Origin of the sequence: Caulobacter sp. 602-2 (genome assembly GCF_011043625.1) — a bacterium.
GTDB lineage: Bacteria > Pseudomonadota > Alphaproteobacteria > Caulobacterales > Caulobacteraceae > Caulobacter.
In genome coordinates this window covers 166547-186846 of record NZ_JAAKGT010000004.1, presented here as the reverse complement: position 1 = coordinate 186846, position 20300 = coordinate 166547, and the positions used below count along the sequence as shown (strand labels likewise).

The following is a 20300-nucleotide window of genomic DNA, read 5'->3' as shown; positions in this document are numbered from 1 at the left end:
GGATCAGTTCGCCACGATGTTGACGATGCGGTCTTTGACCACGATCACCTTGCGGACCGTGACGCCCTCAAGGTGGGCCATGACGGCAGGATCCGCCAGAGCGATTTTCTGCACCTCGTCATCCGGGGCGCCGGCCTTGACCTTGATCTCGCCGCGGCGCTTGCCGTTGATCTGGATCGGCAGCACGCGCTCGTCGTCGGCGGCCAGGGCCGGATCGGCCTTGGGCCACGGGGCGTCGACCACCATGCCGTCACGACCCAGGCGCACCCAGGCCTCCTCGGCCAGGTGGGGGGTGAACGGCGCGACCAGGCGGGCCAGGATGTCCAGCGCCTCGGCGCGGGCGGCCAGCACGGCGTTCGAACCGCCTTCGGCCGGGGCGACCTTCAGGGCGTTCAGGAACTCGTACAGGCGCGCCACGCCGCTGTTGAAGCGGAAGCCCTCGATGCTGTCGGTGACGAAGCCGATCAGCTTATGGGCCGCCTTGCGCAGGGCCAGGGCCGTCTCGTCGGCGTCGTCGTGGGCGAAGTCGCCGGCCGGCTGGCTGTCGAACTCGTTCCACAGGCGGTGGGTGAAGCGCCACGAGCCCTCGACGCCCGAATTGCTCCACTGAACGTCGCGCTCGGGCGGGCTGTCGCTCATCACGAACAGGCGCGCGGCGTCGACGCCGTAGGCCTCGAAGATGTCTTCCGGCGCGACGACGTTCTTCTTGGACTTCGACATCTTCTCGATGTCGCCGATGACGATCGGCGCGCCGGTCTTGGCGTGCTTGGCCGTGCGGACATTGCCCTCGGCGGTGATCACCACGTCCGACGGCTCGACCCAGTCGCCGGCCTCGTCCTTGTAGGCCTCGTGGGTGACCATGCCCTGCGTGAACAGGCCGGCGAACGGCTCGTCCACCGACAGCAGGCCCTCGTCCTTCAGCGCCTTGGTGATGAAGCGGGCGTACAGCAGGTGCAGCACGGCGTGCTCGACGCCGCCGATGTACTGGTCGACCGGCATCCAGTGGTCGGCGCAGGTCTTGTCGATCGGCTCGGCGGCGGTCGGGTCGGTGAAGCGGGCGAAGTACCAGCTGCTGTCGACGAAGGTGTCCAGCGTGTCGGTCTCGCGCTCGGCCGGGGCGCCGCACGACGGACAGTTGACGTGCTTCCAGGTCGGGTGCCGCACCAGCGGGTTGCCCGGCTTGTTGGGATCGAAGGTGACGTCCTCGGGCAACACGACCGGCAGCTGGTCTTCCGGCACGGCGACGGGGCCGCAGGCCTGGCAGTGGATCACCGGGATCGGGCAGCCCCAGTAGCGCTGGCGCGAGACGCCCCAGTCGCGCAGGCGATAGACGGTCGCGCCCTGGCCCTGGCCGGCGGCCTCGATGCGGGCGACGGCCTCGGTCTTGGCGGCCTCGACCTCCATCCCGTCCAGGAACTCGGAGTTGAAGATCTTGCCGGGGCCGACATAGGCCTCCTTGCCGACCGTGAACTCGGCCGGATCCGCGCCCGGCGGCAGCACCACCGGCAGCACCGGCAGGTCGTACTTGCGGGCGAAGTCCAGGTCGCGCTGGTCGTGGGCCGGGCAGGCGAAGATCGCGCCGGTGCCGTAGTCCATCAGGATGAAGTTGGCGATCCACACCGGCAGGGTGATCGACGGGTCCAGCGGGTGCTTCACCCGCAGGCCGGTGTCGCGGCCCAGCTTCTCGGCGCCCTCGATGTCGGCCTCCGAGGTGCCGCCCTTGCGGCACTCGGCGATGAAGGCCTGCAGGTCGGGGTTCTCGACCGCCAGCTGCTCGGCCAGCGGGTGCTCTGGGGCGATGCCCACGAAGCTGGCGCCGAACAGGGTGTCGGGACGGGTGGTGTAGACTTCCAGGCCCTCGGCCAGGCCGTCGGGCGCTTCGCCCTCAAACTGGAACTTGAAGCGCAGGCCCGTGGACCGGCCGATCCAGTTCTCCTGCATGATGCGGACCTTCTCGGGCCAGCGATCCAGGGTCTTCAGGCCGTCGATCAGGGCGTCGGCGTAGTCGGTGATGCGCAGGAACCACTGGGTCAGCTTGCGCTTCTCGACGGTCGCGCCCGAACGCCAGCCCTTGCCGTCGATCACCTGCTCGTTGGCCAGCACGGTCATGTCGACCGGGTCCCAGTTGACCGAGGCTTCCTTGCGGTAGACCAGGCCGCGCTTCAGCAGGCGCAGGAACCAGGCCTGCTGCTTGCCGTAATATTCCGGGTCGCAGGTGGCGAACTCGCGCGACCAGTCGACCGACAGGCCCAGAGCCTTCAGCTGTTCGCGCATCGAGGCGATGTTGTCGTAGGTCCAGCCCTTGGGGTGGACGCCGCGCTCCATGGCCGCGTTCTCGGCGGGCATGCCGAAGGCGTCCCAGCCCATCGGGTGCAGCACGTTGAAGCCCTGGGCGCGCTTGTAGCGGGCCACGACGTCGCCCATGGCGTAGTTGCGCACATGGCCCATGTGGATGCGCCCCGACGGATAGGGGAACATCTCGAGCACGTAGTACTTCGGACGCGCGTCGGGAGCGATCGGCGTCAGGAAGGTGTTGGCGTTCGCCCAGGCGGCGCGCCACTTCGGCTCGGTGTCTTTGGGATTGTAGCGGGCCATGGAAACCAGAAGAGCTAGCGGACAGGGCGCGTAGGGCGCGCCAGGGTTAAGTGTGAGCGGTTAACCCGCTCGGGCGCGCTCCAACGCTTAACAAGAGACGCGTTCCGCAATGCTCATAAGCGGTTTCGCGGCCGGGGCGCGCCTAAATATGCGAACGGGAGCCCCTTGTCGCCAGACGAGGGGCTCCCGCGCGGATCCTTCGGGACTTTAAAGGGCCCCTAGTTCCGGATGTTCGAGAGGCGAAGCTGACGCGCGCGGGTCAGGATGGCGTTCTCGATGTCGGTCGCCGTCTGGTCGGAGGCGGCCGTGTCGACCCAGGCGCCCGAGGCGTCCTTGGCCTGCTTGAAGATCGTGACGTTCAGGCCGTCGGCGCGCAGGCGCGTGTCCAGGATGTAGACGGTGGCCTTGAAGCGCTCGTCCGGCTTTTCCGGATTGATGTACCAGTCGGTGACGATCACGCCGCCGTACGGGTCGGCCGAGGCCAGCGGCATGAAGGCCAGGGTGTCCAGCGACGCGCGCCACAGGAAACCGTTGACGCCGATCGAGCCTTCGCTCGTGGCGGCCTTCGGGCTCTTCTTGAACAGGCCGAAGGGCTGGAAACCGGGCTCTTCGCTCTGGCTGGTGAAGGTCTTGGGCGGCTTGTTGCTGCTGCACGCGCCCACGCCGAGAACCGACAGAGCCAGCACGCCGGCGGCGACGCCGCGCAACATGGACCCACGCTCAAACGCCATAGTACCTCGCTCCAAAAATCTGCCGGCGCGTGCGCGCAGCCCAGGCGCGCCCCCGCAGCCGGAACGGCTCTATAGCATGGCCGCGCTGCGTCAAAACAGGAATCGCGTGACATGGCCGCCACAGGCGCCGCTTGAATCGTAACCTGCGACGATCAGCGTGATCCAAGCCCTGTTGACCGCGTTGTACCAAGGCCTTTATTCGGCTTTCAGGGTGTCCGTACCTATATAGGGTTCGGGCAGGGGTTATTTTTGGGGAATGGGTGTCGAGTGACGAAGGTCGCGACGCAATTCGTATTGGCGGGCGCCGCCGCGCTGATCCTGACCGGATCGGCTTCGCTGGCTCATGCCCAGACCAAGACCCGCACGGCTCCGGCCACCGCCGACTTCACGGTGAAGAACGACTTCACCGGGGCGCAAGGCGCGCCGTTCAGCCCGCAGAACCCCAAGAAGACCCTCGAATTCGACGCCCGCAAGGGCAAGTGGGGCCTCAAGCTCGACCTCGACCAGCCGGTCGGCCGCGAGATGGAGCTCAAGGACGTCCAGGCCGGGGCCTACTACAAGGTCACCCCGTCGATCCGCGTCGGCGGCGCCGTGGCCCTGGGCGAGAACAACCCCGTGGCCGCCGCTCGCAAGAACGAAACCCGCGAGCCCACGCCGCGCGTGAAGCTGGAAACGGCGTTCAAGTTCTGATCCTCGGCGCTCAGGCGCCGAACCCTTCGATCCCCGCCAGGCCATAGACGCCCGCGCCGACCAGCGCGTCGGCGGTTTTCGCGTTGACGCCGCCCAGGGCGTAGACCGGCAGGGCCGCGTCCGCCGCGATGGCCGCCAGCCCCGCCGCGCCCAGCGGCTTTCCGGCCGACGGACTGTTGCTGGGGAATACCGGCGAGACCACCACCGCCTCGACCCCGCCGCGCCGCGCCGCGCCCACGGCCGCGGCATCATGCGCCGCCGCCGTGATCCGCCAGGCGGGATGCGCCAGACGGATCTCCGGCGCGCTCTGCGCCAGGCGCTGTGGCAGGTGGACGCCGTGCGCCCCGATCGCCTCGGCCAGGGCCGGATCGGCGCCGGCCAGCAGCAGCAGGCCCCGCGCCCGGGCGATTGCGGCCAGGCGGAGGCCGCACTCGATCGCGTCGGGCGTCTCGAAGGGCCGGTAGACGATCCCGGCGCCCGCCGGCAGACGCTCGGCGACGGCCTCCGGGTCTGGAACCCGCAAGGGATCGGTGAAAAACAGCAGACGCGGCAGGGGATCGCCCGGCCAGACCCATGGGCGAAGCCGCGCGGCCGTTCTAGAGAGGGTCTCCAGACTGCCTGTTTCCTGGTCCGACATGTCGCAAGCCCTGAACGCCATCCGATCCCGCATCGCCGCCGCCGCCCTCGCGGCCGGCCGCGCCGCCGACGCCGTCCAGCTGGTGGCGGTGTCGAAGCTGCAGCCCTGGGAGCATATCGCCCCTGTGTTCGACGCAGGCCAGCGGGTTTTCGGCGAGAACCGCGTGCAGGAGGCCAAGGAACGCTGGACGCCGCTGCGCGACCAGATCGAGCTGCGCCTGATCGGTCCGCTACAGACCAACAAGGCCCGCGACGCCGTGGCCTTCTTCGACGTGATCGAGACCCTGGACCGGGAAAAGCTGGCCCGGGTGCTGGCCGACGAGGTCCAGGCGCAGGGGAGGGCCCCGCGCCTCCATGTCCAGGTCAACACCGGGCAGGAACCGCAGAAGGCCGGCGTGACGCCCGCCGAAGCCGACGCCTTCATCGCCGCCTGTCGGGGCCCCTACGGCCTGACGATCGAGGGCCTGATGTGCATCCCGCCCGCCGACGAGGACCCGGCGCCGCATTTCCGGATGCTGGCCGACATCGCCGCGCGCAACGGGCTGGACAAGCTGTCGATGGGCATGAGCGACGACTTCGAGACCGCCGTCGCCTACGGCGCGACCTCGGTGCGGGTGGGCTCGGCGCTGTTCGGGACGCGGTAAGCGCCCCCCCTCAGTCGGCTTCGCCGACAGCTCCCCCAGAGGGGGAGCATCTGCGTGGATAGATCCTCCCCCTCTGGGGGAGGTGGCCCGGAGGGCCGGAGGGGGTCCTACCCCTCCGAAATCCCGATCGCATCGCCCGGCTGGGCCTTTTCCAGCAGCGCCTCGATATCCGTCCGCGCCAGGGCCACGCAGCCTTCGGTGCCGGGATAGCCCTCGCGCGCCAGGTGCAGGAAGATCGCCGAGCCCATCCCTGGAACCGGCGGGTCGTCGTTGTGGGCCAGGATCCCCACCAGGTCGTAGACGCCGTCGTCGCGCCACATGCGCTCGGCGCTTGCGGGATAGGGCAGCTTGACCGGGCGGTTGTAGTTCGGGTCGCCGGGCGCGTCGCACCAGCCGTCGTCGGGGGCGATCGGCGCGACGGGCAGGGCCGTCCTGGGGCCGTCGGGATAGACGTCGGGACGGTAGAGCACCTGGCGGATGGCCCAGGCTCCCAGCGGGCTCCTGTTGTCGCCCTCGCGCTTTTCGGCGGCGGCGATGACGCCGGCCTTGCCCAGCGCGCAGCGCACGATGCGGCCGTCGCCGAGGTCGATGACAGCCCCGTTTTGGGCCGAACGCGCCTGGAAGATCATCGCAAACCCTGCTCCCGCAAGCCCGCGCCCCTTGGCGCCGGGCCTCGTAGCGGTCATGTTCCGCCTCATGGCGCAACGCAAGACCCTGCTTCTCATCGACGACGACGACGACCTGCGCGGCGCTTTGGCCGAGCAGCTGGCCCTGCACGAGGAGTTCGCCGTGGCCGAGTGCCCGACCGCCGGCGAAGGCGTGCGGCAGGCCCGCGAGATCAAGCCGGACCTGATCCTGCTCGACGTCGACCTGCCCGACATGGACGGCCGCGAGGCCTGCCGGCTGATGCGCAAGAACGGCGTCACCGCGCCGGTGATCATGCTCACCGCCGCCGCCAGCGACAGCGACACCATCCTGGGCCTGGAATCGGGCGCCAACGACTACGTCACCAAGCCCTTCCGCTTCGGCGTGCTGCTGGCCCGCATCCGCGCCCAGCTGCGCAGCTACGAGGCCTCGGAAGACGCGCTGTTCCGCATCGGTCCCTACGAGTTCCGCCCCTCGGCCAAGCTGCTCGTCGACGACAAGCAGAAGAAGGTGCGGCTGACCGAGAAGGAAACCAACATCCTGAAGTACCTCTACCGCGCCGGCTCCAAGCCGGTGTCGCGCGAGGAGTTGCTGACCGAGGTCTGGGGCTACAACGCCGGCGTCACCACCCACACGCTGGAAACCCACGTCTATCGCCTGCGCCAGAAGATCGAGCCCGATCCGGCCACGGCGCGGATCCTGATCACCGAGGCGGGCGGCTACCGGCTGCAGCCGTAGCCCCCGAGGGGATCCAAAAAGAAAGGCCCGGAGCATCGCTGCTCCGGGCCTTCTTCGTTTTCGGGCGGATCAGCCTGAAATCAGGCGTTGCCGACCTGGCCGGCGTCGGCCTGGGCCTTGCGCGCGGCGTAGACGCCGGCGAAGTCGATCGGGTCGATCAGGAAGGGCGGGAAGCCGCCTTCGCTGGTGACGTCGGCGATCAGGCGACGGGCGAACGGGAACAGGAAGCGCGGGCACTCGATCAGCAGGACCTGCTCGAGGGCTTCTTCCGGCACGCCGGCGATCTGGAACAGGCCGCCGTAGACGACTTCGACGTGGAACACCGCCTGGCCGTCGCGCTCGGCGCGGGCCGACAGCTTCAGGTCGACTTCGAACAGGCCGTCGGCGCGACCGCGCGCGTTCATCTCGACGCCCATGTCGATGGCCGGCTGGCTGGCCGAGGCGCGGAGCGAGTCCGGCGCGAGCGGGTTTTCGAACGAGAGGTCGCGAACAAACTGGGCGACGATGCGGATGCCGGCGGCGGCCGCTTCGTTGTCGTCCTGGGCGGCGGGCGGAGCGCCGTTGGTATCGGTCATGAAGGGTTTTTCCATACTCGGCGCGGCATATCGGCCGTTAGGCGTGAGCGGCGCTGCTAACATGCGGGAGAACGCCGTGCAACGTCAGGCGCCTGACGCGGGCGGTCGCTTGGCCTATATAGGAAGGCTGTCGTCTCAATCGACGGCCCCGATGCGGAACTTGTCGTGCTTGAACTGATCGTCTTCGCGGTGCTCGCCGCCGTCGTCCTCTACCAGCTCTACGCCACTCTCGGTCGCCGGGTGGGGCGTCAGCCCGAGGACACGCCCGCCCCCGTGGCCGCCCCGGCCGCCACCCGCCCGGCCGACAGCGCCGAGGCGGCGCTGCCCGTCAACGCCACGGGCCTGGCCGCCCTGCGCGCGCGCCAGCCGGACTTCGATCCCGCCCGCTTCCTGTCGGGCGCCCGCTACGCCTACGAGATGATCCTCAAGGCCTTCGCCGCCGGCGACCGCGAGGCGCTGAAGCCGCTGCTGGCGGCCGACGTGATGGCCAATTTCGAAGGCGCCATGGCCGCTCGCGAGGCGGAAGGGCGCACCGAGAGCGTCGAGCTGCTGGCCCAGCCACGCATGGACCTCGACAGCGCCGAGGTGCAGGGCGACACCGCCCGCGCCGTGGTGCGGATCCTGGCCGAGGTGCGCACGCGCTCGACCAGCGCCGCCGGCGAGGCGGTCGACGACCGCCGCACCGCCGACCTGTGGACCTTCGAGCGCGACCTCAAGAGCCGCGACCCCAACTGGACCCTGGTGCGCGTCGCGGTCGCCGAAGCCTGATGCTGCGTTCCGTCCTGACGCTCGCGGCGGCCGCCCTGGTGCTGGCCGCCTGTACGACGACCGCGCCCCCGCCTCCGGCCACGCCGACGCCTCCGGTCCAGACCCCGACCACCCCGCCGCCGCAACCGACCCAGCCGACGACGCCGTCGCCGGCGAGCTTTTCGACGCTGCAGGGCTGGAACGAGGAAGACCACGCCGCCGCCCTGCAAGCCTTCCGCGAGACCTGCGGCGTCGCCAAGGATCCGGCCACGGCCGAGGTCTGCCGCCGGGCCAAGGCCGCCGGTCCCGTCGACGACGCCCGCGCCCGCCAGTTCCTGGAAGCCAATTTCCGCCCCGAGGCCGTGTCGGGCCAGGGCCTGCTGACCGCCTATTTCGCCCCCGAGTACGAAGCCCGCATGTCGCGTTCGGCCGAGTTCAGCGCCCCGATGCGCGGCCGTCCGGCCGACCTGGCCATGCTGGACCTGGGCGCCTTCGACCCCAGCCTGAAGGGCAAGACCGTGGTCGGCCGCGCCGCCGGCGGGACCTTCGTGCCCTATGACGACCGCGCCGCCATCGAGGCCTCGCCGCTGGACCGGCCGCTGGCCTGGATGCGGCCCGAGGACCTCTTCTTCCTGCAGATCCAGGGTTCGGGCGTCCTGACCCTGCCCGACGGCCGCCGCGTGCGCGCCGCCTTCGCCGCCCACAACGGCAAGACCTTCGTCGGCATCGCCACGCCCATGCGCGACCAGGGCCTGCTCTCCGACGGCAACACCTCGGGCGAGGCGATCCGCGGCTGGCTGGCGGCCAATCGCGGCCCCAAGGCCGATGCGATCATGCAGCTGAACCCGCGCTACGTGTTCTTCCAGACCCTGCCCGACGACGGCCGCCAGGCCACGGGCGCGGCCAACGTGCCGCTGCCGGCCGGCCGCGCCATCGCCGTCGACCCCAGCCAGCACGCCATGGGCGGCCTCTACTGGATCGACGCCAGCGCCCCGAAGCTGGCCGGCGCCTTCCCGACCTATCGCCGCGCCGTGGTGGCGCTGGACACCGGCGGGGCGATCAAGGGCCAGGTGCGGGCCGACCTCTACATGGGCACCGGCCAGGCGGCCGGGACCGAGGCCGGCCGCGTGCGCCACGACCTGCGCCTGTGGCGGCTGGTCCCCCAGATCCAGCCCTAGCGCCATGAGCAAGCGGCGGCCGCCGGAAGACGATGGCCAGCGCCTCTGGCGGCTGGTGGCCTCGACCGTGACCGGTCGCGCGCCCGAGAAGGCGCTGAAGATGCGCGACAAGGCCCGGATCCGCCCCGGCAAGGCCGAGCTGCTGGCCCATGCCGCGGACGTCGAGCCGCCCACGCACCTGGCCTCGGTCGCGCCGCTGCGCATCGATCCGTCCGAGATCAAGGCGTTGAAGCCGAAGCCTGCGCCCAAACCGCCGCCCGAGGGCATCGAGCCCAACCGCCGCCGCCGCATCGTCAAGGCCCACGACCCGATCGGCGCGCGGCTCGACATGCACGGCCTCGACCAGGACCAGGCCCGCGCCACGCTGGAACGGTTCATCCGCCGCGCCTGGGACGAGGGTCACCGGGCGGTGCTGGTGATCACCGGCAAGGGCAAGGTGGGTCACGGCGTCCTTCGCCAGCGCACACCCGAATGGCTGGCCGATCCGGCCCTGCGCGAGATGATCGCCGGGGTGTCGACGGCCGACCAGCGTCACGGCGGCGAGGGGGCGCTGTACGTGGCGCTGAAGCGTAAGGGGTAGGAGACCTACCGATAAGCTCCCGTCATTCCCGCCCTTGTGGCGGGAAACCCTTGTTCAGCTGACACCTGAGACGCCAGCGGACTGCCCGGCAGTCCGCCACTCTCGCCCTTGCGACGGACAGAGGGGTTCCCGCCACAAGGGCGGGAATGACGGATGTTTATTGATAGGCCCTCAGGGGATCGTAAGCCGACCTTCCAGAGATAGATCAGCCGCCTCGCGAAGCCTTTTCGGCATGCCCCGAGGTGCCTTCGCGGGCCTCCAGCTTCTCGGCCACGGCGTCGAGCGACACGCCCGAGGCGGCCATCAGGGCCAGCCAGTGATAGAGCAGGTCGGCGCTTTCCGAGGCCAAGGCCTCGGGCCCCTGGGCCACGGCGGCGATCACCGTCTCGACGGCTTCCTCGCCAAGCTTCTTGGCGGCCAGGGCCGGATCGTTGAGCAGCTTGGCGGTGTAGGACGCGGTCGGGTCGCCGCCCTTACGGCTCTCGACCGTGGCGGCCAGGCGCTGCAGGACCTCGAACAGCCGGCTCATGCGACCGCTCGCGTCGGGTCCAGGCGCACCGGCACGCCGGCGGCGGCCATGGCCTGCTTGGCCTCGCCGATCGAGATCTCGCCGAAGTGGAAGATCGAGGCGGCCAGCACGGCGGCGGCGTGGCCGTCGCGGGCGGCTTCGACCAGATGCTCGGTCCTGCCCGCGCCGCCCGAGGCGATCACCGGCACGTTGACCGCGCCCGTCACGGCCTGGAGGAGGGGGATGTCGTAGCCGATCTTGGCGCCGTCGCGGTCCATCGAGGTCAGCAGGATCTCGCCCGCGCCGCGCTCGACCACCTTGGCGGCCCAGTCGACCACGTCGAGGCCGGTGTCCTTGCGGCCGCCATAGGTCCAGACGTTCCAGCCCGAGCCGTCGGGGCGGGCCTTGGCGTCGATGGCCACCACGACGCACTGAGCTCCAAAAGCATCGGCGCCGGCGGCGATCAGGTCGGGGTTCTCGACGGCCGCGGTGTTGGTCGAGACCTTGTCGGCCCCGGCCAGCAGCAGGCGGCGCATGTCGGACACCTGGCGCACGCCGCCGCCCACCGAGACGGGCATGAAGCAGACCTCGGCGGTGCGCGAGATCACGTCCAGGATCAGGCCGCGGCCCTCGCTGGAGGCGGTGATGTCGAGGAACATCAGCTCGTCGGCGCCGGCCGCATCATAGGCCGCGGCCTGTTCGACCGGATCACCGGCGTCGCGCAGGTCGACGAAGTTGACGCCCTTGACGACCCGGCCGTCCTTGACGTCGAGACAAGGGATGATCCGGGTCTTCAGCATCAGGCGGCCGCCGCGACCAGCGCTTCGGCCGGCTTGATCGTGCCGGCGTAGAGCGAGCGGCCCAGGATGGCGCCGGCCACCTCGACGCCCTTGCGGGCCTTCAGGCGCTCGATGTCAGCCACCGAGGCCACGCCGCCCGAGGCGATGACGGGAATGGAGACCGCGTCGGCCAGTTCGCCCACGCCCTCGACGTTGACGCCCGTGAGGGCGCCGTCGCGGCTGATGTCGGTGACGATCAGGGCGGCCACGCCCACGTCCTCGAAGCGCTTGCCCAGGGTGATGGCGTCGATGTCCGACAGGCCGGTCCAGCCGTCGATGGCGACCTTGCCGTCACGCACGTCGACGGCGACGGCGATCTGCTCGGGCCACAGGCGGGCGGCCTTGCGCACCAGGTCCGGATCGTGGACGGCCACGGTGCCCAGGATGACGCGCGACACGCCGGCCTCGATCCAGGCCTCGATGCCTTCGAGCGTGCGGATGCCGCCGCCCAGTTGCACCGGGATCGAGATCGACTCCAGGATCGACTGCACGGCGGCCGTGTTGACCGACTTGCCCTCGATGGCGCCGTTCAGGTCGACGACGTGCAGCCACGAGAAGCCGTCCTTGACGAAGCGCTGGGCCTGGTCGGCCGGGCTGTTGTTGAAGACCGTGGCCTTGTCCATGTCGCCGTGCAGCAGGCGCACGCACTGGCCGTCCTTCAGGTCGATGGCGGGATAGAGGATCATGGGCGCCATTCCAGGAAGTTGGCGAGCAGGGTGAGCCCCGCGGCTTGTGATTTTTCAGGGTGGAATTGTACGCCCGCGACATTCCCCTTGGCCACCGCCGCGACGAACGGGCCGCCGTGGTCGCTGGTCGCCACGACGTCGGCCGGGTCGGCCGCGTCGAGCGCGAAGGAATTGGCGTAGTACATGTGGGCGCCGTCCTCGATGCCCTTAAACAGGGCGTGAGCGCGCGAGAAGGCGATCGCGTTCCAGCCCATGTGCGGGATGGTCAGCGACGGATCGGACGGGGCGAGCTTCTTCACCTGGCCGCCGATCCAGTCGAGGCCCGGCGTGACGCCGAACTCGAGACCTTCGGTGGCCAGCAGCTGGTGTCCCACGCAGATGCCCATGAACGGCGCGCCGCGCTGGTGCACGGCCTCGTTCATGGCGTCGAAGACGCCCGAGGCGTCCAGGCCCGCGCGGCAAGAGGCGAAGGCGCCGACGCCGGGCAGGAACACCCGGTCGGCCTTGGCCACGATGTCGGGGTCGGCGGTGACGACGATGGAGGCGGCGACGCCGCGCCGGCGGGCGGCCTCGTTCAGGGCCTTCTCCGCCGATCGCAGGTTGCCCGACCCGTAGTCGATCAGGGCGAGAGTTTGCATGGAGCCTACAGCACGCCCTTGGTCGACGGCGCCTGGCCGCCGGTCTTCGGATCGAACTCCACCGCCTGACGCAGGGCTCGGGCAAGCGCCTTGAAGCCGCTCTCCGCCACGTGGTGGGTGTTGTCGCCGTACAGCGTCTCCAGATGGATGCACGCGCCGCAGTTCATGGCGAAGGCGTGGTGGAACTCCTTGAAGAGTTCGGTGTCCATCTCGCCGACCTTGGGGCGCTTGAACTCGACCTTCCAGATCAGATAGGCGCGGTTGGACAGGTCGATGGCGCAGCGCGTCAGGGTCTCGTCCATCGGGATATAGGCGTGGCCGAAGCGCCGGATGCCCTTGAAGCCATCCAGCGCCTTGTTGATCGCCTGACCCAGCACGATCCCGGTGTCTTCCACCGTGTGGTGCATGTCGATGTGCAGGTCGCCCTTGGTCTCGATCTTCAGGTCGAAGCCGCCGTGGCGCGCGAAGCTCTCCAGCATATGGTCGTAGAAACCAATGCCGGTGGAGATCGTCGAGGCGCCGGTCCCGTCGAGATCGATCCAGACCCGGATCTGGGTCTCTTTCGTCTCGCGGACCACTTCAGCGGTGCGGGCCATGCTTCGTCCTTGAAGGTCCGGTCAGGACCAGGGGTGTTAGAGTCCGTTCTGGGCGGCCAGGTCGCGCAGCTTGACCTGCGGACGCGGACCGTAGTGGGCGATGACCTCGGCGGCGGCCAGCGAGCCCAGCTTGCCGCAGTCGGCCAGCGAGCGCCCCTGGGAGAGGCCGTAGAGGAAACCTGCGGCGTATTGGTCGCCCGCGCCCGTCGTGTCCACGACTTTTTCCACGGGGAAGGCCGAGATTTCGTGGAAGTGCTCGCCGGAGGCGACCACCGAACCCTTTTCGCTTCGGGTGACGGCGGCGATCTCGACGCGCTTGGACAATTCCTTCACGGCCGCGTCGAAGTCGTCGGTCTGGAACAGGGCGCAGACTTCCGAGGCGTTGGCGAAGACGATGTCGCACTGGGTCTCGACGAAGCCGAGCAGGGCCTCGCGGTGACGCTCGACGACGAAGCTGTCGGACAGGGTGATGGCGATCTTGCGACCGGCGCCGTGCGACAGGGCGGCGGCCTTGGCGAAGGCGCGGCGGGCTTCCAGCGGGTCGAACAGATAGCCTTCGAGATAGGCGTACTGCGCGCCCTCGATGATGGCCTGGTCGACGTCGGCGGCGGTCAGCTCGACGCAGGCGCCCAGATAGGTCGACATGGTGCGCTGGGCGTCGGGGGTGACGTTGATCAGGCACTGGGCGGTGGCCGGGCCCTCCGCCAGCGGCGGGGTGGTGAAGATGCCGCCGATGGCGCGCATGTCGTGGGTGAACACCCGGCCCAGCTGGTCGTCGGCGACCTTGCCGATGAAGGCGGCCTTGCCGCCGAAGCTGGCCACGCCCGCCAGGGTGTTGGCCGCGCTGCCGCCCGAGGCCTCGATGCCGGCCGCCATGGCGTCGTACAGGCTGCTGGCGCGCGCCGTGTCGATCAGCGCCATCGAACCCTTCACCAGCCCTTGGGCGTCGAGGAAGGCGTCGTCGCACTGGGCGATCACGTCGACGATGGCGTTGCCGATGGCGGCGACGTCGTAGAGGGCGGTCATGTCTGCTCTGTTCCGGGAAGATTGACCGACCGCAAGTAAAGGAAGGGGAGGGCGCTGGCAACGCAGGCCTTGCCCCGCGCCCTGCGGCTTTCTAACCCTTGGCGCATGAGCATCACGCAGCCCGACGTCCTGATCCTGGTCCCCGCCGCCGACGAACCGCGCTTCGCCCAGAGCTGGCCGCCGCTGTTCGAGCGCCTGGCCGCGCCGCTGCGGACGCTGGGCCTGAGCGTGGCCTCGCGGCCATGGACCGATCCGGTCGAGGCCGGCGCGCAGGGGATCGTCCTGCCGCTGCTGTCGTGGGGCTATCACCACCGCGAGCCGGAATGGTACGCGCGGCTGGACGCCCTGGAGGCGGCCGGCGTGCGCGCCGCCAACCCGCCGGGCCTGCTGCGCTGGAACACCGCCAAGACCTACCTTTCCGAACTGGCCGCCAAGGGCGCGCCGGTGGTGCCGACCATCACCCTGGACAAGGTCACGCCCGAGGCCGTGGCCCAGGCGCGCGACCGCTTCCAGGTCGACCTGGTCGTGGCCAAGCCGCAGGTCTCGGGCGGCTCGCACCGCACCGTGAAACTGGGCCGCGACCCCGACCTTTCCGACGCCCCGACCGGCCCGGCGCTGATCCAGCCGTTCCTGCCGGCGGTGGGCGAGGAGGGCGAACTGTCGCTGTTCTTCTTCGACGGCGCCTTCAGCCACGCGGTGACCAAGGTGGCCGTGCCTGGCGACTTCAGGGTGCAGCCGCAGTACGGCGGCAAGGTCAGCGAGATCGCGCCGGAGCCCGAGGCCCTGCACGCCGCGCACATGGTGCTGGACGCGCTGGGCCAGCCGCTGACCTACGCCCGCATCGACCTGATCCGGGGTCTGGACCACACGCCGCAGCTGATGGAGCTGGAGATCATCGAACCGGACCTCTTCCTCGAACACGCCCACGACCATGGGGCGGCGTTCGCGGCGGCGGTGAGGGCGGCGCTGTAGAGGCCTTCGGCTCCCAGCACCCGCCCTGCGGCGTGGACCACCGCGGGGATGCCCGGGAGATAGGCATGGGCCGAGCCCCTGCGCGAGTCCGAAATCGGCTCGATTGATTTTTGCCTTTCGATAGATCCCGCCTATATTGCCGCCATGCTCCCGACCCTTCGCCAGATGCAGTACCTCAAGCTCCTGTCCGAGCACGGCTCGTTCAGTCGGGCGGCCGATGCCTGCTACGTCACCCAGCCCACGCTGTCGGCCGGGATCCAGGAACTGGAGAAGATCCTCGGCGCGCCGGTGGTCGACCGCGCCCGCTCGGGCGTGATCCTAACCGCCGCCGGCCAGGAGGCCGTGCGCCGGGCGACCTCGATCCTGGCCCAGACCGAAGACCTGGTGCAGGCCGCGCGCGGGGCGGGCCAGCCGCTGGCCGGGCGCTTTCGCCTGGGGGTGATCCCAACCGTGGCGCCGTACCTGCTGCCGCGCGCCCTGCCGATGCTGCGCGACCAGTTCCCCAAGCTGCGTCTGTTCCTGCGCGAGGATCTGACCCAGCGGCTGATCGCCTCGCTGAAGGCCGGCTCGCTGGACGCGGCCCTGATCGCCTTGCCCTACGACATGACGGGCCTGGACTGGGCCCACGTGGAGCATGACGAACTGCTGGCCGCAGCCCCCGCCAACCACCCGATGGCCATGCAGGACAAGGTCGATCCGGCCAGCCTGGACGGCCAGGACGTCATCCTGCTGGAGGACGGCCACTGCCTGCGCGACCACGCCCTGGCCGCCTGCGGGCTGGAGCCGCCCAAGGGCCTGGGCGACGAAGAGAGCTTCGCGGCCACGTCCCTGCCCACCCTGGTGCAGATGATCGGCTCGGGCCTGGGGGTGTCGTTCCTGCCGGCCATGGCCGTGCAGGCGGGCCTGGCCGAGAACGCACCGGTGACGGTGCGGCCGCTGGCCACCGCCCAGTCCAGCCGCGAGATCGTCGTGGCCTGGCGCGCCGGCTCCAGCCGCGCCGCCGAGGGCCGCCTGCTGGCCGAGACCCTGCGCGCGGCCTAGGCGCCGCGCGATCATTCAATACCGACGTTCTTTCGATCTGCGACCATTCCGCCCGTCGGCGCGTTCAGGGCCGGGGATTGGGAGATCGACGAGATGAACGCGGCGAAGATGGCGGCCCTGCTGGGCTTGGCGACGATGGCGACGGGTTGCGTGAGCCTGTCGCGCAGCGTCGCGGTCGAAGACCTGCCGAAGGACTGGAAGGCCCAGAGCCGCGTCGCCGACGTGCGGCTGACGCGCGGCGAGCTGAAGGTCACCGACGGCTTCGACGCCCTGTTCAAGCAACGGGTGCAGGCCAAGCTCGACGGCTGCGCCAAGGGCGAGCGGCCGCTGCGGCTGGAGGTGAAGCTCGATCGCTTCGACAAGGCCAATCCGGCCATGACCGCCCTGGTCGGCGGGGCCAACGTGCTGCGCAGCCAGGCCCGGCTGGTCGATGTGCGCACCGGCAAGGTCGTTGGCGACTACGCCATCGGCAAGACGATCGTCGGCTCGCGCCTGGCCGTGATCAAGATGGGCGAGGCCGAGGAACAGCTCAGCGACGCCTTCGGCGAGGAGCTGTGCGCGCAGGCCTTCCCCGCTGCCGTCGCATCCCGATAGCATCAGATATATCTAAATAGCTCTTGACGCCGATCAGTTTCGATATATCTATCATTTCGATATAACGAAACTGCATCGAAAGAGCACACATGTTTGGACGTCATCATCACCCTCACCACGGCCGCCACGGCGGTCATCACAGCCGCCATCCCTTCGGTTTCGACGGCCGCGAGCACGGCGGCATGGGCGGACGGGGCTTCGGCCGCGGCGGCCCGCGCGGCCGCTTCTTCGACCACGGCGACCTGCGCCTGGTCGTGCTGAAGCTGATCGCCGACAAGCCCAGCCACGGCTATGAACTGATCAAGGCGGTCGAGACCGCGGCCGGCGGCGCCTACAGCCCCAGCCCGGGCGTGATCTACCCGACCCTGACCCTGCTGGAAGAGCTGGGCTATGTGGCCGCGACCGACGCCGGCGGCGGCAAGAAGCTGTACACGATCACCGACGAGGGCCAGGCCTTCCTGGAAACCAACGCCCAGCCGGTGAACGGCCTGTTCGCCCGCATGGCCGAGGCCGCCTCGCGCAGCGCCGCCTTCGCGCCGCAGATCCTGCGGGCCCGCGAGAACCTGAAGACGGCCCTGCGGTTGAAACTGCACGCCGGAAGCCTAAGCTCCGAGCAGATCGCCGCCATCGCCAAGGCTTTGGACGACGCCGCAACGCAGATCGAAGCTGTCTGAACCGGGCCGGAACAGAGGAGCACCATCATGCAGAGCCACGCCCGTCTCGTCACCGACAAGGCCGCCCGCTACATGACCCAGCTGGCCAAGCACTGGGGCCACAAGTTCGAGGTCGAACTGACCGAGACCACGGCCTTCTTCCCGCTGCCGCTGGGTCCGTGCCGGATGACCGCCGACGCCGAAGGCCTGGACATGACCGTCGAGGCCGAAGATCTCGAGGCCCTGGCCAAGCTGGAGCAGGTGGTCGCCGACCACATCCTGCGCTTCGCCTTCCGCGAGAACGTCGAGAAGCTGAACTGGACCCGCGCCCGCGAGGCCGGCCACATCAACCCGCCCAAGGCGCGCGGCGGTCTGGGGCTGGGGGTCTAAACCCCTGCCCTTCCCATCGCCCCTACGTAGTCCTCGTCCTTCGACAAGCTCAGGATGAGGACCAAGGCAGGGCTTCGGGCTGAGGCACCTCACCCTGAGCCTGTCGAAGGGCGAGATTTCGCTTCCTAAGCCGGCTGCAATCCCGCCAGCAGCTTGGCCAGCAAACCGCTCAGCGCCTGCTGCTCGCCGGCATCCAACGAAGCCAGGAGCGTTCGCTCGTTGTCGATGTGCAGGGGCAGGATCGTGTCCAGCAGCCCCCTGCCCTCCTCCGTCAGCGCCACCAGCGTGCCGCGTCGGTCGCTGGGGTGGGGGCGGCGCTGGACCAGGCCCATCTTCTCCAGCCGGTCGATCCGCGCGGTCATGCCGCCCGACGAGACCATGGCCGTCTCGTAGAGGTCGGTCGGGGTCAGGGCGTAAGGCTCCCCCGCACGGCGCAGCGTGGCCAGCACGTCGAACTCCCCGCGCTGCAGGCCGTGGGCTGAAAACAGCGGCGCCAGGCGCTCCTTGAGCACGATCTCGGCCACCTCGCAGAGGCGCCCGACCAGCTCCATCGGGAACGGATCCAGGTCCGGCCGCTCGCGCCGCCACTGGATCGAGGCCGCGCCTGCGCGGTCATGACGCTTGGCTTTCGCCGCCATCGGATATATCTCGCCATCAAGATACTTTCCGACGAGATATATCGTGGTCCTCGCCTACGAAGAAGACGCCAAGGCGCGTAAAAGCGCGCCGCTCTCCACCCGTGCCGCCAAAAGCGGCGCCCTGCTCACCATCGCGGCGATCGTCGTGGCGGCCCTGAACCTGCGCCCCGCCCTGGCCGCGCTGGGCCCCGTGCTCGACCAGGTGAAGGCCGCCACCGGCGCCTCCTCGGCCGCCGCCGGCCTGCTGACCACCCTGCCGATCCTGCTGATGGGCCTGGGCGCCCTGTTGGCCGCGCCGCTGCGCCGGGCGCTGGGCGAACGCCTGGGCGTGGCCATCGGCCTGCTGGCCATCGCGCTCGCCTGCGGCCTGCGGGCGATCTGGCCGACGACTGCGGGCCTGTTCGCCAGCGCCGCCATGGTCGGCGTCGGCGTCGCCGCCGTTCAGGCTCTGATGCCCGGCTTCATCAAGCGGACCACCGGCGAGGGCGCGCCGCGGATGATGGGCCTCTACACCACCGGCATCATGGCCGGCGCAGCCGTGGCCGCGGCCATGGCCACGGGCGTCACCCGCCTGGCCGGCTGGCAGGCGATGTTCGGCCTGTGGGCCGCGCCCGCCGTGCTGGCTCTGGCGTTGTGGATGCGCGCGGCCAAGTCGGAGACGGCCGCCCCGGCCGGCGGCCCGGCGACCTTGCGCCGCCCTTCGATCTGGAAAAGCCCGCGCGCCTGGCTGCTGCTGACCTTCTTCGGCATCGGCACCGGCGCCTACACCCTGGTGCTGGCCTGGTTCCCGCCCTTCTACGCCAGCCGCGGCCTGACCACCGACCAGGCCGGCTACGCCCTGTCGGCGCTGACGGTGTGCGAAGTGCTGGCCGGCCTGGCCGTCTCGGCCGCCATCGCCCGCCGCCCCGACCGTCGGCCGCTGCTGGCCACGGCGCTGGCCTCGCTGCTGGCCGGCATCGCCTGCCTGCTGCTGGCGCCATGGCTGGTGCTGCCGACCGTCTGCCTGCTGGGCGCGGGCATCGGCGCGATCTTTCCGCTGTCGCTGATCGTCACGCTGGACCACGCCAGCGATCCCGAAGGCGCCGGCGACCTGATGGCCTTCGTCCAGGGCGGCGGCTACGTCATGGCCAGCGTCATGCCGTTCTTCGCCGGCTGGGTGCGCGACGCCTCGTCGGACCTGTCGGCCGCCTGGCTGCTGATGGCCGCGGGCGTGGTCGCGATGATGGCGATGACCGCGCGCTTCAAGCCGGGCGCGCGGGTCTGAGCCGCTAGAACAGCCCCAGCGACGGGCAGAGGTCAGCGATCTTGCAGATCTCGCACTTGGGCTTGCGGGCCACGCAGATGTAGCGGCCGTGCAGGATCAGCCAGTGGTGGGCCCGGGTCTGGTAGGGACCGGGCACCACCCGCATCAGATCGTCCTCGACCGCGTCGGGCGTCTTGCCGGCCGACAGCTTCAGGCGATGCGAGACGCGGAACACGTGGGTGTCGACGGCGATGGCCGGCTCGACGTCCAGCTCGTTCAGCACCACGCTGGCGGTCTTGCGGCCCACGCCCGGCAGGCTTTCCAACGCCTCGCGGTTCAGCGGCACCTGGCCGCCGTAGCGGTCCATCAGGATATGGGCCGAGGCGATGACGTTCTTGGCCTTGGTGCGGAAGAGGCCGATCGAGGCAATGTAGGAGATCAGGCCGTCCTCGCCCAGCTCCAGCATCTTCTCGGCGCTGTCGGCCACCTGGAACAGCGGGCCGGTGGCCTTGTTGACCTGCACGTCGGTGGCCTGGGCCGACAGGGCCACGGCGGTGACCAGCTCGTAGGGGTTGGAATAGTTGAGCTCGGTCTTGGGCCGCAGTTCGAGACTCTCGAAGCGCTCGAACAGGATGCGCACGCGCTCGCGCTCGGCGGCGGTGATCCGCTTGCCGGCGGGGCGTTTCTTGACGAGGGTTTTGCTGGCGGCCATCGGCG

General features: G+C 69.9%; 25 protein-coding genes and 1 pseudogene. 12 read left to right on the top strand and 14 right to left on the bottom strand.

Annotated features, from left to right (window positions below; genetic code table 11):
- Nucleotides 1-3: 3 nt before the first annotated feature.
- Entirely contained in the window at nt 4-2595 is a 2592-nt protein-coding gene (gene leuS, locus G5B46_RS11060; protein ID WP_165258681.1) for a leucine--tRNA ligase, read from the bottom strand.
- Between the two features lie 218 nt (nt 2596-2813).
- Nucleotides 2814-3341 (bottom strand): DUF3576 domain-containing protein, encoded by a 528-nt coding sequence (locus G5B46_RS11055; RefSeq protein ID WP_165258680.1) that lies wholly within the window; start codon nt 3339-3341, stop codon nt 2814-2816.
- Between the two features lie 252 nt (nt 3342-3593).
- On the opposite strand from G5B46_RS11055, the gene G5B46_RS11050 reads away from it, so the two are divergent.
- On the top strand, nt 3594-4016 hold the full coding sequence (locus tag G5B46_RS11050; RefSeq protein WP_346764899.1) for an NtrZ family periplasmic regulatory protein: 423 nt from the start codon (nt 3594-3596) through the stop codon (nt 4014-4016).
- A gap of 10 nt (nt 4017-4026) precedes the next feature.
- Here G5B46_RS11050 and G5B46_RS11045 read toward each other — a convergent pair whose 3' ends face one another.
- Entirely contained in the window at nt 4027-4653 is a 627-nt protein-coding gene (locus tag G5B46_RS11045; protein WP_165258678.1) for a thiamine phosphate synthase, read from the bottom strand.
- Here G5B46_RS11045 and G5B46_RS11040 point away from each other — a divergent pair.
- Nucleotides 4652-5296, top strand: a complete 645-nt coding sequence (locus G5B46_RS11040) for a YggS family pyridoxal phosphate-dependent enzyme (RefSeq protein ID WP_165258677.1) — start codon at nt 4652-4654, stop codon at nt 5294-5296. The two genes, G5B46_RS11045 and G5B46_RS11040, sit on opposite strands and share 2 nt — an antisense overlap.
- 107 nt (nt 5297-5403) lie before the next feature.
- Here G5B46_RS11040 and G5B46_RS11035 read toward each other — a convergent pair whose 3' ends face one another.
- Nucleotides 5404-5925 (bottom strand): L,D-transpeptidase family protein, encoded by a 522-nt coding sequence (locus tag G5B46_RS11035; protein ID WP_165258955.1) that lies wholly within the window; start codon nt 5923-5925, stop codon nt 5404-5406.
- 67 nt (nt 5926-5992) lie between these two features.
- Between G5B46_RS11035 and G5B46_RS11030 the strand changes: the two genes are divergently transcribed.
- Nucleotides 5993-6679, top strand: coding sequence for a response regulator transcription factor (locus tag G5B46_RS11030; RefSeq protein WP_058347127.1), 687 nt, complete (start codon nt 5993-5995; stop codon nt 6677-6679).
- Between the two features lie 80 nt (nt 6680-6759).
- Here the strand turns inward: G5B46_RS11030 and secB are convergent, their stop codons facing one another.
- A complete protein-coding gene (gene secB, locus G5B46_RS11025) occupies nt 6760-7254 on the bottom strand; it encodes a protein-export chaperone SecB (RefSeq protein WP_165258676.1) in 495 nt (164 codons plus the stop codon).
- A gap of 165 nt (nt 7255-7419) precedes the next feature.
- Here secB and timA point away from each other — a divergent pair, with 165 nt between their 5' ends.
- From timA to G5B46_RS11010, 3 genes are read left to right on the top strand one after another with little or no spacing between them, the layout of a single operon-like run.
- Entirely contained in the window at nt 7420-8022 is a 603-nt protein-coding gene (gene timA, locus G5B46_RS11020; RefSeq protein WP_165258675.1) for a TIM44-related membrane protein TimA, read from the top strand.
- On the top strand, nt 8022-9179 hold the full coding sequence (locus G5B46_RS11015) for an MltA domain-containing protein (protein WP_165258673.1): 1158 nt from the start codon (nt 8022-8024) through the stop codon (nt 9177-9179). Before timA ends, G5B46_RS11015 begins: the two co-directional genes overlap by 1 nt.
- A 4-nt stretch (nt 9180-9183) precedes the next feature.
- On the top strand, nt 9184-9759 hold the full coding sequence (locus G5B46_RS11010; protein ID WP_165258671.1) for a Smr/MutS family protein: 576 nt from the start codon (nt 9184-9186) through the stop codon (nt 9757-9759).
- A gap of 22 nt (nt 9760-9781) precedes the next feature.
- Here the strand turns inward: G5B46_RS11010 and G5B46_RS24395 are convergent.
- The 7 genes and pseudogenes from G5B46_RS24395 to G5B46_RS10980 form a co-directional block, all read right to left on the bottom strand.
- Nucleotides 9782-9911, bottom strand: a pseudogene (locus G5B46_RS24395) (hypothetical protein); the annotation flags it as partial.
- Between the two features lie 53 nt (nt 9912-9964).
- Nucleotides 9965-10288 (bottom strand): phosphoribosyl-ATP diphosphatase, encoded by a 324-nt coding sequence (locus tag G5B46_RS11005; protein ID WP_165258669.1) that lies wholly within the window; start codon nt 10286-10288, stop codon nt 9965-9967.
- Nucleotides 10285-11067, bottom strand: a complete 783-nt coding sequence (hisF, locus tag G5B46_RS11000; protein WP_165258667.1) for an imidazole glycerol phosphate synthase subunit HisF — start codon at nt 11065-11067, stop codon at nt 10285-10287. Before hisF ends, G5B46_RS11005 begins: the two co-directional genes overlap by 4 nt.
- Nucleotides 11067-11801 (bottom strand): 1-(5-phosphoribosyl)-5-[(5-phosphoribosylamino)methylideneamino]imidazole-4-carboxamide isomerase, encoded by a 735-nt coding sequence (gene hisA / locus G5B46_RS10995; protein ID WP_165258665.1) that lies wholly within the window; start codon nt 11799-11801, stop codon nt 11067-11069. Before hisA ends, hisF begins: the two co-directional genes overlap by 1 nt.
- On the bottom strand, nt 11789-12430 hold the full coding sequence (hisH, locus tag G5B46_RS10990; protein WP_165258663.1) for an imidazole glycerol phosphate synthase subunit HisH: 642 nt from the start codon (nt 12428-12430) through the stop codon (nt 11789-11791). The genes hisA and hisH overlap by 13 nt, the downstream gene beginning before the upstream one ends.
- A 5-nt stretch (nt 12431-12435) precedes the next feature.
- A complete protein-coding gene (gene hisB / locus G5B46_RS10985) occupies nt 12436-13026 on the bottom strand; it encodes an imidazoleglycerol-phosphate dehydratase HisB (protein ID WP_101713144.1) in 591 nt (196 codons plus the stop codon).
- Between the two features lie 36 nt (nt 13027-13062).
- Entirely contained in the window at nt 13063-14052 is a 990-nt protein-coding gene (locus G5B46_RS10980) for an adenosine kinase (RefSeq protein WP_165258661.1), read from the bottom strand.
- Nucleotides 14053-14157: 105 nt separating this feature from the next.
- Between G5B46_RS10980 and G5B46_RS10975 the strand changes: the two genes are divergently transcribed.
- The 5 genes from G5B46_RS10975 (at nt 14158) to G5B46_RS10955 (ending at nt 17702) form a co-directional block, all read left to right on the top strand.
- Nucleotides 14158-15024 (top strand): transporter, encoded by an 867-nt coding sequence (locus G5B46_RS10975; RefSeq protein WP_205691613.1) that lies wholly within the window; start codon nt 14158-14160, stop codon nt 15022-15024.
- A gap of 144 nt (nt 15025-15168) precedes the next feature.
- A complete protein-coding gene (locus G5B46_RS10970) occupies nt 15169-16065 on the top strand; it encodes a hydrogen peroxide-inducible genes activator (RefSeq protein WP_165258659.1) in 897 nt (298 codons plus the stop codon).
- A 93-nt stretch (nt 16066-16158) separates the two neighbouring features.
- The gene (locus G5B46_RS10965) at nt 16159-16659 is read left to right on the top strand and encodes a hypothetical protein (RefSeq protein WP_165258657.1); all 501 of its coding nucleotides are present in this window, start codon (nt 16159-16161) and stop codon (nt 16657-16659) included.
- An 89-nt stretch (nt 16660-16748) separates the two neighbouring features.
- Nucleotides 16749-17333, top strand: a complete 585-nt coding sequence (locus G5B46_RS10960; RefSeq protein ID WP_165258655.1) for a PadR family transcriptional regulator — start codon at nt 16749-16751, stop codon at nt 17331-17333.
- Nucleotides 17334-17360: 27 nt separating this feature from the next.
- The gene (locus tag G5B46_RS10955) at nt 17361-17702 is read left to right on the top strand and encodes a DUF2218 domain-containing protein (RefSeq protein ID WP_165258653.1); all 342 of its coding nucleotides are present in this window, start codon (nt 17361-17363) and stop codon (nt 17700-17702) included.
- Nucleotides 17703-17827: 125 nt separating this feature from the next.
- On the opposite strand, the gene G5B46_RS10950 is transcribed toward G5B46_RS10955, so the two are convergent.
- Nucleotides 17828-18340 (bottom strand): MarR family transcriptional regulator, encoded by a 513-nt coding sequence (locus tag G5B46_RS10950; RefSeq protein WP_240903435.1) that lies wholly within the window; start codon nt 18338-18340, stop codon nt 17828-17830.
- A gap of 43 nt (nt 18341-18383) precedes the next feature.
- On the opposite strand from G5B46_RS10950, the gene G5B46_RS10945 reads away from it, so the two are divergent.
- Nucleotides 18384-19604 (top strand): MFS transporter, encoded by a 1221-nt coding sequence (locus tag G5B46_RS10945; protein WP_346764898.1) that lies wholly within the window; start codon nt 18384-18386, stop codon nt 19602-19604.
- A gap of 4 nt (nt 19605-19608) precedes the next feature.
- On the opposite strand, the gene nth is transcribed toward G5B46_RS10945, so the two are convergent.
- Nucleotides 19609-20295, bottom strand: a complete 687-nt coding sequence (gene nth, locus G5B46_RS10940; RefSeq protein WP_165258651.1) for an endonuclease III — start codon at nt 20293-20295, stop codon at nt 19609-19611.
- Nucleotides 20296-20300: the final 5 nt, after the last annotated feature.

What these genes read in the sequence shown, in the direction of transcription:
- leuS (WP_165258681.1), bottom strand. Translation starts at nt 2,595, where the DNA reads ATGGCCCGCTACAATCCCAAAGACACCGAGCCGAAGTGGCGCGCCGCC.
- G5B46_RS11040 (WP_165258677.1), top strand. Translation starts at nt 4,652, where the DNA reads ATGTCGCAAGCCCTGAACGCCATCCGATCCCGCATCGCCGCCGCCGCC.
- G5B46_RS11045 (WP_165258678.1), bottom strand. Translation starts at nt 4,653, where the DNA reads ATGTCGGACCAGGAAACAGGCAGTCTGGAGACCCTCTCTAGAACGGCC.
- G5B46_RS11035 (WP_165258955.1), bottom strand. Translation starts at nt 5,925, where the DNA reads ATGATCTTCCAGGCGCGTTCGGCCCAAAACGGGGCTGTCATCGACCTC.
- G5B46_RS11030 (WP_058347127.1), top strand. Translation starts at nt 5,993, where the DNA reads ATGGCGCAACGCAAGACCCTGCTTCTCATCGACGACGACGACGACCTG.
- secB (WP_165258676.1), bottom strand. Translation starts at nt 7,254, where the DNA reads ATGACCGATACCAACGGCGCTCCGCCCGCCGCCCAGGACGACAACGAA.
- G5B46_RS11015 (WP_165258673.1), top strand. Translation starts at nt 8,022, where the DNA reads ATGCTGCGTTCCGTCCTGACGCTCGCGGCGGCCGCCCTGGTGCTGGCC.
- G5B46_RS11010 (WP_165258671.1), top strand. Translation starts at nt 9,184, where the DNA reads ATGAGCAAGCGGCGGCCGCCGGAAGACGATGGCCAGCGCCTCTGGCGG.
- G5B46_RS11005 (WP_165258669.1), bottom strand. Translation starts at nt 10,288, where the DNA reads ATGAGCCGGCTGTTCGAGGTCCTGCAGCGCCTGGCCGCCACGGTCGAG.
- hisF (WP_165258667.1), bottom strand. Translation starts at nt 11,067, where the DNA reads ATGCTGAAGACCCGGATCATCCCTTGTCTCGACGTCAAGGACGGCCGG.
- hisA (WP_165258665.1), bottom strand. Translation starts at nt 11,801, where the DNA reads ATGGCGCCCATGATCCTCTATCCCGCCATCGACCTGAAGGACGGCCAG.
- hisH (WP_165258663.1), bottom strand. Translation starts at nt 12,430, where the DNA reads ATGCAAACTCTCGCCCTGATCGACTACGGGTCGGGCAACCTGCGATCG.
- hisB (WP_101713144.1), bottom strand. Translation starts at nt 13,026, where the DNA reads ATGGCCCGCACCGCTGAAGTGGTCCGCGAGACGAAAGAGACCCAGATC.
- G5B46_RS10980 (WP_165258661.1), bottom strand. Translation starts at nt 14,052, where the DNA reads ATGACCGCCCTCTACGACGTCGCCGCCATCGGCAACGCCATCGTCGAC.
- G5B46_RS10975 (WP_205691613.1), top strand. Translation starts at nt 14,158, where the DNA reads ATGAGCATCACGCAGCCCGACGTCCTGATCCTGGTCCCCGCCGCCGAC.
- G5B46_RS10970 (WP_165258659.1), top strand. Translation starts at nt 15,169, where the DNA reads ATGCTCCCGACCCTTCGCCAGATGCAGTACCTCAAGCTCCTGTCCGAG.
- G5B46_RS10965 (WP_165258657.1), top strand. Translation starts at nt 16,159, where the DNA reads ATGAACGCGGCGAAGATGGCGGCCCTGCTGGGCTTGGCGACGATGGCG.
- G5B46_RS10960 (WP_165258655.1), top strand. Translation starts at nt 16,749, where the DNA reads ATGTTTGGACGTCATCATCACCCTCACCACGGCCGCCACGGCGGTCAT.
- G5B46_RS10955 (WP_165258653.1), top strand. Translation starts at nt 17,361, where the DNA reads ATGCAGAGCCACGCCCGTCTCGTCACCGACAAGGCCGCCCGCTACATG.
- G5B46_RS10950 (WP_240903435.1), bottom strand. Translation starts at nt 18,340, where the DNA reads ATGGCGGCGAAAGCCAAGCGTCATGACCGCGCAGGCGCGGCCTCGATC.
- nth (WP_165258651.1), bottom strand. Translation starts at nt 20,295, where the DNA reads ATGGCCGCCAGCAAAACCCTCGTCAAGAAACGCCCCGCCGGCAAGCGG.